Source organism: Pseudomonas sp. (assembly GCF_035512415.1).
Lineage (GTDB): Bacteria > Pseudomonadota > Gammaproteobacteria > Pseudomonadales > Pseudomonadaceae > Aquipseudomonas.
Genome location: NZ_DATKDZ010000040.1, coordinates 1 through 12,586 on the forward strand (window position 1 = coordinate 1; position 12,586 = coordinate 12,586).

At 63.7% G+C, this 12,586-nt stretch carries 12 protein-coding genes and 1 other RNA gene; 9 read left to right on the forward strand and 4 right to left on the reverse strand.

The features are described 5' to 3' along the window. Positions 1–194 precede the first annotated feature (194 nt). The 4 genes from VMP31_RS20500 to VMP31_RS20515 are packed head-to-tail and all read right to left on the reverse strand — an operon-like array spanning position 195 to position 3,543. Positions 195–728 carry a BON domain-containing protein gene (locus tag VMP31_RS20500; RefSeq protein ID WP_325509557.1) on the reverse strand — a complete coding sequence of 178 codons (534 nt, stop codon included), beginning with the start codon at positions 726–728 and terminating at the stop codon, positions 195–197. After that, positions 725–1,318, reverse strand: a complete 594-nt coding sequence (locus VMP31_RS20505) for a phosphoheptose isomerase (RefSeq protein ID WP_325509558.1) — start codon at positions 1,316–1,318, stop codon at positions 725–727. Before VMP31_RS20505 ends, VMP31_RS20500 begins: the two co-directional genes overlap by 4 nt. 42 nt (positions 1,319–1,360) lie before the next feature. Further along, a complete protein-coding gene (locus tag VMP31_RS20510) occupies positions 1,361–1,735 on the reverse strand; it encodes a YraN family protein (RefSeq protein WP_325509559.1) in 375 nt (124 codons plus the stop codon). After that, the gene (locus tag VMP31_RS20515; protein ID WP_325509597.1) at positions 1,732–3,543 is read right to left on the reverse strand and encodes a penicillin-binding protein activator; all 1,812 of its coding nucleotides are present in this window, start codon (positions 3,541–3,543) and stop codon (positions 1,732–1,734) included. The genes VMP31_RS20510 and VMP31_RS20515 overlap by 4 nt, the downstream gene beginning before the upstream one ends. A 103-nt stretch (positions 3,544–3,646) precedes the next feature. On the opposite strand from VMP31_RS20515, the gene rsmI reads away from it, so the two are divergent. From rsmI to mraY, 9 genes are all read left to right on the forward strand, one after another. Beyond that, complete coding sequence (rsmI, locus tag VMP31_RS20520; RefSeq protein WP_325509560.1) at positions 3,647–4,552, forward strand: 16S rRNA (cytidine(1402)-2'-O)-methyltransferase; 906 nt, start codon at positions 3,647–3,649, stop codon at positions 4,550–4,552. A 41-nt stretch (positions 4,553–4,593) separates the two neighbouring features. Continuing rightward, positions 4,594–4,952: RNase P RNA component class A (rnpB, locus tag VMP31_RS20525), an RNA gene on the forward strand. A 308-nt stretch (positions 4,953–5,260) separates the two neighbouring features. Continuing rightward, positions 5,261–5,716 (forward strand): division/cell wall cluster transcriptional repressor MraZ, encoded by a 456-nt coding sequence (gene mraZ, locus VMP31_RS20530; RefSeq protein ID WP_296129843.1) that lies wholly within the window; start codon positions 5,261–5,263, stop codon positions 5,714–5,716. Between the two features lie 2 nt (positions 5,717–5,718). After that, entirely contained in the window at positions 5,719–6,660 is a 942-nt protein-coding gene (rsmH, locus tag VMP31_RS20535; RefSeq protein WP_325509598.1) for a 16S rRNA (cytosine(1402)-N(4))-methyltransferase RsmH, read from the forward strand. Further along, positions 6,657–6,950: a cell division protein FtsL gene (gene ftsL / locus VMP31_RS20540; RefSeq protein WP_325509561.1), complete on the forward strand. Its 294-nt coding sequence runs from the start codon at positions 6,657–6,659 to the stop codon at positions 6,948–6,950. Before rsmH ends, ftsL begins: the two co-directional genes overlap by 4 nt. Then, on the forward strand, positions 6,947–8,674 hold the full coding sequence (locus VMP31_RS20545; protein WP_325509562.1) for a penicillin-binding protein 2: 1,728 nt from the start codon (positions 6,947–6,949) through the stop codon (positions 8,672–8,674). Before ftsL ends, VMP31_RS20545 begins: the two co-directional genes overlap by 4 nt. After that, positions 8,674–10,137: a UDP-N-acetylmuramoyl-L-alanyl-D-glutamate--2,6-diaminopimelate ligase gene (locus tag VMP31_RS20550; protein WP_325509563.1), complete on the forward strand. Its 1,464-nt coding sequence runs from the start codon at positions 8,674–8,676 to the stop codon at positions 10,135–10,137. The genes VMP31_RS20545 and VMP31_RS20550 overlap by 1 nt, the downstream gene beginning before the upstream one ends. Next, positions 10,130–11,500: a UDP-N-acetylmuramoyl-tripeptide--D-alanyl-D-alanine ligase gene (locus tag VMP31_RS20555; protein WP_325509564.1), complete on the forward strand. Its 1,371-nt coding sequence runs from the start codon at positions 10,130–10,132 to the stop codon at positions 11,498–11,500. Before VMP31_RS20550 ends, VMP31_RS20555 begins: the two co-directional genes overlap by 8 nt. Further along, complete coding sequence (gene mraY / locus VMP31_RS20560) at positions 11,500–12,582, forward strand: phospho-N-acetylmuramoyl-pentapeptide-transferase (protein ID WP_325509565.1); 1,083 nt, start codon at positions 11,500–11,502, stop codon at positions 12,580–12,582. Before VMP31_RS20555 ends, mraY begins: the two co-directional genes overlap by 1 nt. Positions 12,583–12,586: the final 4 nt, after the last annotated feature.

The window sequence follows — 12,586 nt, forward strand, 5'->3', positions numbered from 1 at the left end:
CAATTCGCCTTTTTCGATCTGATCGACAACCGCCAATTTAAAGGCCAGCGAGTAATCGCGCTGTGTTCGCTTTACACCTTGTTCCATCAGGATCTCCGGAAATTCGGGATGGGAGGTGTAAACCTTATTCAGGACGGGACATGATTCACAAAAAAGGCGACCCGAAGGTCGCCTTTTTTGTGGGCGTGGCGAACTCAGTTGGTGTATTGAAACAGTCGCACGATCTTCTGCACCCCGGACACGCTCTGCACCAGATTGGTGGCCTGGGCCGCCTCGGCGCGTGAGACCAGTCCGAGCATGTAGACGATACCGTTCTCGGTAATCACCTTGATGCGCGAGCCGGGCACCGTGGCGTCGGCGAGCATCTGGCTCTTGATCCGGGTGGTCAGCAGCGAGTCGTTGCTGCGTACCAGCAGCGAGGTGGGTTGTTGCACCTGCAGCTCGTTGTGCACCTTGCTGACGTTATTGACCTTGCGCGCCGCCTGTTCGGCCATGGCCTTGAGGTCGCTGCGCGGGGTCTGGCCGGCGAGCAGGACCACGCCGTTATAGCTGGTGACCACGATGCGCGACGTGGGGCTGGTCAGGTCGATATGCGCACGGGCCACATTGGCGCTGACTTCCGGGGCGATAAACTGGTCGTCAATCTTGTTGCCGAGGCTGCGGCTGCCACAGCCGGCGAGGGCCAGGGTCAGCGCGAGGGTGGCGAGGATCAGTGGTGAACGGGTCATTCTTCACTCCCAAACAGTTGGCTGTCGATCAGGTCGCACAGGCAGTGGATGGCCAGCAGGTGGACTTCCTGGATGCGTGCGGTAACTTTCGAGGGGACGCGGATTTCCACGTCTTCCGGCAGCAGCAGTGAAGCCATGCCGCCGCCGTCGCGGCCAGTCAAGGCTACGACAACCATTTCTCGATCATGTGCGGCCTGGATGGCCTGGATCACGTTGGCCGAATTGCCGCTGGTGGAGATCGCCAGCAGCACGTCACCCGGTTGACCAAGGGCGCGAATCTGCTTGGAGAAGATCTCGTTGTAGCTGTAGTCGTTGGCAATCGAGGTGATGGTCGAGCTGTCGGTAGTCAGGGCGATGGCCGGCAGGCTCGGGCGCTCGCGCTCGAAGCGGTTGAGCAGCTCGGAGGAGAAGTGCTGGGCGTCGCCAGCGGAGCCGCCATTGCCGCAGGTAAGGATCTTGCCCTCGCTGAGCAGGGCCTGAACCATGGCCAGGCTGCCTTGCTCGATAAGGGGGATGAGCACTTCCATGGCCTGCTGCTTGGTGTCGATGCTGGCTTGGAACAGGTGGCGAATACGGGCTTGCATGTCCATTGGCATATCCATAGGCGATAGAACTATCAGTGGGGCGTCTGCTTAGGTATCAAAGGCGTTTTGAATCCAGTTCAGTGGCGCGGGGGCTGGGCTGTCGGCAGTTATGGCAATCACATCAAAGCGGCATGGGTGCTTGGCCCAGCGTGACTCTTGTTGCAGGAAGTGCTGGGCGGCGCGGCTGAGTTTCTCACGTTTGCGTGCATCGACGCTTTCAGCTGCGCCGCCCCAAGCGCTATAGCGCCGATAGCGAACTTCCACGAATACTACTGTATCGCTGTCGAGCATGACCAGATCGAGCTCGCCGAGGCGGCAGCGCCAGTTCTGTGCCAGCAGGCGCAGGCCGCGCTGCTCAAGGAACTGGCGTGCCAAGGCTTCGGCTGCCTGGCCGCTTTGTTGTGGGTTGCTGCGCTCGGTCAAAAGGCGCTGTCGGGCAGGCGCTGAACCTGGCCGTCGCGGAACTCGGCCCAGGGCAGCTGGCGCTCGATGCGTTGCGCCGGGTTCAGGCTGAGGCTGCCGGACAGGCCGTCCAGGCGAGTCTCAGGCAGAGCCTTGAACTGAGTTAGGCGCGGGGCCAGGTGGTAGGCATCCGCACCCATGGCATACAGCCGGCCAAGGCCGCCGTCAGCCTGAGGCCACTGGCTGCTGGCTTGTTGGCGCAATGGGTCGTTGACGTTCAGCAGCCACGGGGTTTCGCAGAACATGATGCCGTTCAGGTCGGCGTGCTGAGCCTGGCTGTGGCTGCCGGTGAACAGGTGCGAGGTGGCGTACACGGGCACGTCGCCGGCGTATTGGAAGGCCAGGGTTGGTTTGATCTGCTGGGCCTGCTGCGGGGTGGCGGCGAGGAAGATAAAGTCGATATCACGGCGGCGCGACGGTGCGGCGGCAACGCTGCTGCCCAGTGCATTCTGCAGGCGCTTGCCGCGGGCTTCGCTCTCGCGCAGCTGGAATAGCTCGGCAATCTGCTTGGCCAGTTCCACCGGTTGGTCGACATGCTCGGCGGCGATCAGGGTGCCACCTTGCGCCTGCCAGCTCTGACGGAAGGCGTCGAGCACGCGGTCGCCCCAGTCGCCGCGCGGCACCAGGGCCACTGCCCGGCGGTGGCCGTCAGCCCAGGCGCGGCGGGCCACTTCGCGGGCTTCATCTTCGGCGGCGAGGCCGAACTGGAAGAGTTGGGCGGGGCCTTCCTGGGCGGTTTCGCTGTAGTTCAGGGCCAGGGTGGTGATCGGCAGTTGTTCGCGGGCGTTGAGCTGGGTAACCAGCGGCTTTTCCAGCGGCCCTACCACCAGCTGCACGCCAGAGGCCTGGGCCTGGCGGTAGAACTCATCCAGAGAGCCGATGCGCGAGCTGTCGAAAATCTGAATGTTGGGTGGGTTCTGCCCGGCCTGCTGGGCCTGGTAATGGGCGGCGAGGAAACCGTCGCGCAGGGCGCGGGCCACGTTGGCCAGTTGGCCATCCTGGGGCAGCAGCAGGGCTATTTCGCTCAGCGGCTGGCTGGAAAGCTTCTTCAGCTCGACCAGGCTTTCAGGCAGCTGCAGGGCGGCGGGGTGGCCGGGGTTCTGCAGCAGCCAGTTGTCGATGTCGCTCTGCTGTTGTTCCAGGGTGCCGGCGCTCTTGGTGACGCGGGCCAGTTCCACCCAGCCATTGAGGTCGGCATCGCCACTGGCTTGCAGCTGCTCCAGGGGCAGACTGGAGACCAGGGTCCAGATTTCCTGGTGGTTGCGTGCGGCGGCTTCGCCGCTGAGCAGGGGGGCGATAAAGGCACGTTCGCGGGCCGCTGCCAGAGTCTGCCCGCTGGCTTGCAGGGCGCTGGCACGGACCAGCTGGCTGCGTACCTGCTGTTCAACCGGCAGTTCGCCGAGGCGCTCCATGCTCGGGTGGCTCAGGGCGTGCAGGGCCGCTTTGGGTTGTTCGCGGGCCATCTCCAGTTCGGCACGCAGGGTGCTGGCATAGATCTGCTGCGCCGGCTTCAGGTTCTCCAGCTGGACCTTCTCGAGGATGCTGAACGCGCGGGCGAGGTTTTTCTGCCGGTAGGCCAGGTCGGCGGCGGACAGGCGTAGCAGCTCGGCTTGTTCGGAAGTGCTGTCGCCGGCCTCTTGCAGCAGTTGCTCGATGCTGGCTTGCGGGGTGCGCGGCAGTTCGCCCAAGTTGGACGTGGGGGAGCTGGCGCAGGCGGCGAGGAGGGCGGCGAGGCAGAAGATGGAGAGTGGGCGCAGGCGGGCGATCAGGCTGGTGGGCATGTAGGGCGTTCCTGATACTTGATCAAATGAGCGTTGAATTGTACCCAAGCCCGCCGGGTGACGCGATGTCGAAGGTTGGAAACGGGCTACAATGCGCGCTTTGTTGATTGACGAGGCCTGTGTTGTGACCCCATCCGCTGCTCCGAATCCCATCTGCGGCACGCTTTATGTGGTGGCCACACCCATCGGTAACCTGGACGACATCAGCGCGCGGGCGCTGACTATCCTGCGCAGCGTCGCCCTGATTGCAGCCGAGGACACCCGCCACTCGGCGCGGCTGATGCAGCACTTCGGTATCGCGACGCCCCTGGCGGCCTGTCATGAGCACAATGAGCGCGATCAGGGTGGGCGCTTTCTCGCGCGTTTGCAGGCGGGGGAGGATGTGGCGTTGATTTCCGACGCCGGCACGCCGCTGATCTCCGACCCGGGCTATCACCTGGTGCGTCAGGCGCGCGCAGCTGGCGTGGCGGTGGTGCCGGTGCCAGGGGCCTGCGCCTTGATCGCGGCCCTGTCGGCGGCCGGCTTGCCCTCCGACCGTTTTATCTTCGAGGGTTTTCTGCCGGCCAAGACTGCCGGCCGGCGCGCGCGCCTGGAGCAGGTAAAGGAAGAGCCGCGCACCCTGATCTTCTACGAAGCGCCCCATCGCATTCTCGAGTGCCTGGAGGATATGCAGGCGGTGTTCGGCGATGAGCGCCCGGCGCTGCTGGCGCGGGAAATCACCAAGACCTTCGAAACCCTCAAGGGGCTGCCGCTGGCGGAGCTGGCGGCCTGGGTGGCGGCCGATAGCAATCAGCAGCGCGGCGAGTGCGTGGTGCTGGTCGCCGGTTGGCAGGCTCCTGAAGGGGAAGAGGCGGTGAGCAGCGAGGCGCTGCGGGTGCTCGATCTGCTGCTCGAGGAAATGCCGCTCAAGCGCGCCGCGGCGTTGGCGGCGGAGATCACCGGAGTGCGCAAGAACTTGCTCTATCAGGCTGCGCTGGAGCGGCAGAAAGGCGCTTGAGCCTTGTTCTATCGGGCCGGTGTCGGTAACCTTGGCGGCGGAGAGTCGATCGGACAGTCGCTGCCGTGTTGCGTTCTGCGTAATGCGGGGGAGGAAAGTCCGGGCTCCATAGGGCGGAGTGCCAGGTAACGCCTGGGAGGCGTGAGCCTACGGAAAGTGCCACAGAAAATAACCGCCTAAGCGCTTCGGTGCCGGTAAGGGTGAAAAGGTGCGGTAAGAGCGCACCGCGCGACTGGTAACAGTTCGTGGCTAGGCAAACCCCACTCGGAGCAAGACCAAATAGGGTTCCATTGGCGTGGCCCGCGCTGGAACCGGGTAGGTTGCTAAAGGCGTGCAGTGATGTACGTCGTAGAGGAATGACTGTCCTCGACAGAACCCGGCTTACAGATCGACTCTCCACCTTTCTCTATTGATCCGCTTCACTTTCATTCCCCGCTTTCTAAGACCGAAAAAATCTTACTCTTAACAAATCACTTTAAGTTTGAAGTGCAGCTTCTTGCGTGGGCTCGTTTTAGTGTGTCGGTTGCCTGTCCATTCTCTGTTTCTTTCTCCCTTTGTATCGCTAAATCTCCGTTCTATAAGGGTTTTTCCGGCTGGGCGCGCCTTGACGGTGGGGTGCGTGCGTTCCTATAGTGTGCGCGAGTGGTAAGAAGTGGCATAAAGTGGGTTTTTTAGGCATGGACAGCTAATTAAAGGGGAAGCGCGGTCGTGTTTCGCGGAGCTAACGCCATCAGTCTCGACGCCAAAGGGCGCCTCGCGATGCCAAGTCGGTATCGGGATGAGCTCGTCTCGCGTTGTGCCGGCCAGCTTATCGTCACCATCGATGCTATCGACCCCTGTCTGTGTGTCTACCCCCTGGCCGAGTGGGAGCTGATCGAAGCCAAGCTGCGTGAACTGGCGTCCTTTCGTGAGGAAAACCGTCGTTTGCAGCGTCTGCTGATCGGTAACGCGGTTGACCTTGAGCTGGATGCCAGTGGTCGTTTCCTGGTGCCGCCCCGGCTGCGCGAGTACGCCAAGCTGGATAAGCGCGCGATGCTGGTGGGTCAGCTCAATAAATTTCAATTGTGGGATGAAGATGCCTGGAATGCCGTGGCGGATGCCGATCTGGCCGCCATCAAGCAACCGGGTGCTTTGTCCGACGAACTACGGGACCTGATCCTGTGACTATGTCCAGCAGCTTTCGCCATATAACAGTGCTACTCGACGAGGCGGTCGAGGGGCTGGCTGTGCGCGCGGATGGTTGCTATCTGGATGGTACCTTCGGGCGCGGCGGGCACAGCCGGCTGATCCTCGAGAGGCTTGGCCCTGACGGGCGCTTGCTGGGGTTCGACAAAGATCCCCTGGCGATTGCGACGGGGAATGCGCTGGCGGCCGAAGACGGCCGCTTTGTCGTTGTGCAGCGCAGTTTTGCTGAACTTGGTGAAGAAGTTGCTGTCCGCGGCCTGGCGGGCAAGGTCAGCGGCATCCTGCTTGACCTCGGCGTGTCCTCGCCGCAGCTCGATGATGCCGAGCGCGGCTTCAGCTTTATGAACGATGGCCCGCTGGATATGCGCATGAACCCGGATGCGGGCATCAGTGCTGCGGAGTTTGTTGCCAGCGCCGCCGAAGAGGAAATTGCTCGGGTCTTCAAGGAATACGGCGAAGAGCGTTTCGCCAAGCGCATGGCCCGTGCGGTAGTACTGCGCCGCGCCGAGCAGCCGTTCGAGCGTACCGCCGACCTGGCTCAGGTGCTGACCGTGGCCAATCCGGCCTGGGAAAAGGGCAAGAATCCGGCCACCCGCGCTTTCCAGGGGCTGCGCATCTTTATCAATAACGAGCTCGGCGATCTGGAAGCCGGTCTGGATGCCGCCCTGGAAACCCTCGAGGTGGGTGGCCGCCTAGTGGTGATCAGCTTCCACTCGCTGGAAGACCGCATCGTCAAACTCTTTATGCGCAAGCATGCCAAGGGCGAACAGGACAAGTTGCCGCGTGACCTGCCGATCATTCCGAAAGCCTTTGAGCCGCGTCTGAAGCTGATCGGCAAGGCGCAGTTCGCCTCTGAAGCCGAGCAAAAAGCCAACCCGCGTTCGCGCAGTGCCGTTATGCGCATTGCGGAGAAAATGCGATGAGCGCGATTTTCGCCAAGCCCTTGCCCGGCGGCAGCCTGCTGATGCTGGTGCTGTTTCTTGGCGTGCTGGTTTCGGCCGTAGCGGTGTCCTACAGCGCCCACTGGAATCGCCAGTTGCTCAACGAGCTGTATGCCGAGCTCAGCGTGCGCGACAAGGTACAGGCGGAGTGGGGACGGCTGATTCTCGAGCAGAGCACCTGGACCGCGCACAACCGGATCGAGACCCTGGCCTCCGAACGCCTCGGCATGCGCATCCCGGATGCCGCCGAAGTGCGCATGGTGGCTCCATGATCCGGCTCGAAGGCGCACTCTACCCGTGGCGCTTCCGCCTGGTGCTGCTGTTGCTGGCCTTGATGGTCGGTGCCATCGCCTGGCGCATCGTCGATCTGCAGGTATTCGACCAGAGTTTCCTGCAGGCCCATGGTGATGCCCGCAGCGTGCGCCATATCCCGATTCCGGCACACCGTGGCCTGATCACCGATCGCAATGGCGAACCCCTGGCCGTCAGCACCCCGGTGACCACTCTGTGGGCCAACGGCAAGGAGCTGCAGAATGGCAAGGCCCAGTGGCCTGCTCTGGCGGCCGCTCTGGGCCAGGAAAGCAAGGCTTTCAGTACGCGTTTGCAGGCCAATGCCGAACGCGAATTTATGTACCTGGTGCGCGGGCTGACGCCTGAGCAGGGTCAGCGCATTCTCGATCTGAAAGTACCGGGCGTGTACGGCATCGAAGAATTCCGCCGTTTCTATCCGGCCGGCGAAGTGGCCGCCCATGTGGTCGGGTTTACCGATATCGATGACCGTGGGCGCGAAGGCATGGAACTGGCCTTTGAGGACTGGCTGGCCGGTGTGCCGGGCAAGCGTCAGGTGCTCAAGGACCGCCGCGGCCGATTGATCAAGGACGTGCAGGTGGCGCAGAACGCCAAGGCCGGCCGGACCTTGGCGTTGTCGATCGACCTGCGCCTGCAATACCTGGCGCACCGCGAGCTGCGCAATGCCGTGACCGAATTCGGGGCCAAGGCCGGCAGCCTGGTGCTGCTCGACGTGCAGACCGGCGAAGTGCTGGCCATGGTCAACCAGCCCACCTACAACCCGAACAATCGTCGCAGCCTGCAGCCAGCGGCGATGCGCAACCGGGCGATGATCGACGTGTTCGAGCCCGGCTCCACGGTCAAACCGTTTTCCATTGCCGCCGCCCTGGGCTCTGGCCGCTGGACCCCGGAAATGACCGTGGACACCGCGCCCGGCAGCCTGCGTATCGGTCGCTATACCATCCGCGACGTGTCTCGCGGCGGCGTGCTGAACCTGACCGAGATCCTGATGAAGTCGAGCAACGTCGGCATCAGCAAGATCGCCTTCGATATCGGTGCCGAGCCTATCTATGCCGTGATGCAGCAGGTCGGCCTAGGCCAGGATACCGGTCTGAGCTTCCCTGGCGAGCGGGTCGGCAACCTACCCAATCACCGGGTCTGGAAGCAGGCCGAAACCGCCACCCTGGCCTATGGCTACGGCCTGTCGGTAACCGCCGTGCAGCTGGCCCATGCCTATGCGGTGCTGGCCAATGAGGGCGGTAACGTGCCGCTGTCCATGGTGCGCCTGGATCGCCAGCCGGTTTCCACTCAGGTGATCGATCAGCAGATTGCCAAGACCGTGCTCGGCATGCTCCAGGCGGTGGTGGAGGAACCGGGCGGCGGCGGTGCGCGGGCCAAGGTGCCCGGCTACCACGTCGGCGGCAAGAGCGGCACCGCACGTAAAGCCTCCACCGGCAGCAAGGGTTATGTCGACAAGGCCTACCGGGCCTTCTTTGCCGGCGTCGCGCCCATAGATAACCCGCGGATTGCCGCCGTGATCATGATCGATGAGCCCAGAGAGGGCGGCGGCTATTACGGTGGCCTGGTTTCGGCACCGGTATTCGGCAAGGTCATGGCCGGTGCCCTGCGCCTGATGAACGTCGCCCCGGACAACCTGCCCGACCCGCAGACCGCCGTGGTCGAAACCGTTAAAGGAGGGCGTATCTGATGCCTATGCCCCTTAATCAGTTGTTGCCGGAAGCCGCCAGTTCGGTGCTGATCCGCGAATTGACCCTGGACAGCCGCAAGGTGCGCCCGGGTGACCTGTTTCTTGCCGTACCCGGCACCCAGCAGGATGGCCGCGTACATATCGCCGACGCCATCGCCCGCGGGGCTGCCGCGGTGGCCTATGAGGCCGAGGGCGCATTGCCGATGACCGCCCATAGCGCCGAACTGGTGGCGCTCAAGGGCCTGGCCGGGCAGCTGTCGGCCATCGCCGGGCGCTTTTATGGCGAGCCGAGCCGTGGCCTGCATCTGATCGGTATTACCGGCACCAACGGCAAGACCAGTGTCAGCCAGTTGCTGGCCCAGGCTCTGGACCTGCTCGGCGAGCGCTGCGGCATCGTCGGCACCCTCGGTAACGGCTTCTATAACGCCCTGGCCCTGGGTCGCCACACCACTCCGGATCCGATCGGGGTGCAGGCTACCCTGGCCGATATGAAGAATGCCGGCGCTCGCGCCGTGGCCATGGAAGTGTCCTCCCATGGTCTGCACCAGGGCCGCGTGGCCGCCCTGGCGTTTGATGTGGCGGTGTTCACCAACCTGTCTCGTGACCATCTGGACTACCACGGTTCGATGCAGGCCTACGGCGAGGCCAAGGCAGCTCTGTTTGCCTGGTCCAGCCTGCGTTGCCGGGTGCTCAACCTGGATGATGCCTTTGGCCGCGAGCTGGCAGAGGCCGAACACCCCTCGCGCCTGATCGGCTACAGCCTGGAAAATCCTGCGGCCTACCTGTATTGCCGCGATATCCATTTCGATGAGCAGGGCGTGCGCGCCACCCTGGTCACCCCGCGTGGCGAGGGCCACCTGCGCAGCTCGCTGCTCGGTCGTTTCAATCTGAGCAACCTGCTAGCGGTGGTCGGTGCGCTGCTCGGCATGGATTACGCGCTGGACGAAATTCTCAAGCTGCTGCCGCAGTTGCAGGGGCCGGTGGGTCGCATGCAGCGCCTCGGCGGCGTCAAGCAGCCGTTGCTGGTGGTCGATTACGCCCACACCCCGGATGCCCTGGAGAAAGTCCTCGAAGCCTTGCGCCCGCATGTCAAAGGCCGCCTGCTGTGCCTGTTCGGCTGTGGCGGTGATCGCGACCGCGGCAAGCGTCCGCTGATGGCCGCCGTGGTCGAGCGTCTGGCCGATGGCGTGCTGGTGACCGACGACAACCCGCGCAGCGAGGCCCCCGAGCAGATTTTCAATGATATCCGCGCCGGTTTTGCCAATCCGGAGTCGGTGCAGTTTGTCCATGGCCGTGGCCAGGCCATCGCCCAGTTGGTCGCGGCTGCCAGTGCCGACGACGTGCTGGTGCTGGCCGGCAAGGGGCATGAGGACTACCAGGAAATTCACGGCGAGCGTCAGCCGTTCTCCGATCTGATCGAAGCCGGCAAGGCCTTGGCCGTTTGGGAGGTGGCCCATGCTTAAGGCTCTACGGTTGAGCGAAGTGGCCGTGGCCCTGAGTGCGCGCCTGATCGGCCGCGATTGCGCTTTTGCTGCCGTCAGCAGCGACAGCCGGGCGATTGCCCCCGGGCAGTTGTTTGTCGCCCTGAGCGGGCCGCGCTTCGACGGCCATGATTACCTGACCGAGGTCGCCGCCAAGGGTGCGGTGGCTGCACTGGTCGAGCGCGAAGTCATCGGCGCACCCTTGCCGCAACTGTTGGTGAGCGACACCCGCCTGGCCCTGGGTCAGCTGGGTGCGCTCAAGCGCCGCGCTTTCGGCGGCCCGGTGGTGGCGATTACCGGTTCCAGTGGCAAGACCACGGTCAAGGAAATGCTCGCCAGCATCCTGCGGGTTGGCCTGCGTGGGCCGGTATTGGCCACTCGCGGCAACCTCAATAATGAACTTGGCGTGCCCCTGACTCTGCTCGAGCTGACTGCCGAGCATGTTGCAGCGGTGATCGAGCTGGGGGCCAACCATGTCGGCGAGATCGCCTACACCGTTGGCCTGACCCAGCCTCATGTGGCCATTATCACCAATGCCGGCAGCGCCCATGTCGGCGAGTTCGGCGGCCCGGAGAAGATTGTTCTGGCCAAGGGTGAAATCCTCGAAGGCCTGCGCGGCAGCGGCGTGGCCGTGCTCAACCTGGACGATGCGGCCTTTGCCACCTGGCAGCAGCGCGCCAAGGGGCGTTCCGTCGCCAGTTTTTCCCTGAGCAAGCCTGCGGCGGATTTTCACGCCAGCGATCTGCAGCGCGATGCCCGCGGCTGCTCGGCCTTTACCCTGCATTGCCGTCAGGGCCAGGCGGTGGTTCAACTCAACCTGCTCGGCGAACACAACGTGGCCAATGCCCTGGCCGCCGCTGCGGCTGCGACGGCCCTGAGCGTGCCGCTGATGGATATCAAGACCGGCCTGGAAAGCCTGCAGCCGGTCAAGGGCCGTGCGGTGGCGCAACTTGCGCCGAACGGCATGCGGGTGATCGACGACAGCTACAACGCCAACCCCGCGTCGATGTGCGCCGCGGTGGATATCCTCGCCGGTTTTGCCGGACGCACCGTGCTGGTCCTCGGCGATATGGGTGAGCTGGGCGACTGGGCCGAGCAGGGCCACCGGCAAGTGGGCCGCCATGCCGCCGGTAAGGTCAGCGCACTCTATGCAGTGGGCCCGCTGATGGCCCACGCCGTCGCCGAATTCGGAGCCCAGGGCCGGCACTTCGCCGACCAGGCCAGCCTGATCGCCGCCCTTGCCGGCGAGTCGGGCGACACCACCCTTCTAATCAAAGGTTCACGCAGCGCCGCGATGGAAAACGTCGTGGCGGCGCTGTGTGGCGTATCCGGGGAGAGTCACTAATGCTGCTGCTGCTGGCCGAATACCTGCAACAGTTCCACAAAGGCTTCGCGGTCTTTCAGTACCTGACCCTGCGCGGCATTTTTGGTGTGCTTACCGCGCTGGCGCTGTCGTTGTGGCTGGGCCCCTGGATGATCCGCACCCTGCAGATCCGCCAGATCGGCCAGTCGGTGCGCAACGACGGCCCACAGTCGCACCTGTCGAAGAAGGGCACGCCGACCATGGGCGGCGCGCTGATCCTCTCCGCCATTACCGTCAGCACCCTGCTCTGGGCCGACCTGGCCAATCGCTATGTGTGGACCGTATTGGCCGTAACCCTGCTGTTCGGGGCCGTGGGCTGGGTCGACGATTACCGCAAGGTGATCGAGAAGAACTCCAAGGGCCTGCCGAGCCGCTGGAAGTATTTCTGGCAGTCGGTGTTCGGCCTCGGCGCGGCGCTGTTCCTTTATATGACTGCGCAGAGCCCGGTGGAAACCACCCTGATCCTGCCATTGCTGAAAGACGTTAGCATCCCGTTGGGATTCGGCTTCGTGGTGCTGACCTACTTCGTTATCGTCGGTTCGAGCAATGCGGTAAACCTGACCGACGGCCTCGACGGCCTGGCCATCCTGCCCACCGTGATGGTCGGCGGCGCGCTGGGGATCTTCTGCTACCTGTCGGGCAACGTGAATTTCTCCGAGTACCTGCTGATCCCCTATGTGCCGGGGGCCGGCGAGCTGATCATCTTCTGCGCCGCGCTGGTCGGTGCGGGTCTGGGCTTTCTCTGGTTCAACACCTACCCGGCCCAGGTATTTATGGGCGACGTCGGCGCGCTGGCGCTGGGCGCGGCTCTGGGCACCATCGCCGTGATCGTCCGTCAGGAAGTGGTGCTGTTCATCATGGGCGGGGTGTTCGTGATGGAAACCCTGTCGGTGATTATCCAGGTCGCCAGCTTCAAGCTGACCGGCAAGCGGGTGTTCCGCATGGCACCGATTCATCACCATTTCGAACTCAAAGGCTGGCCCGAGCCGCGCGTGATCGTGCGCTTCTGGATCATCACCGTGATTCTGGTGCTGATCGGCCTTGCCACCCTGAAACTGCGTTGAGGAA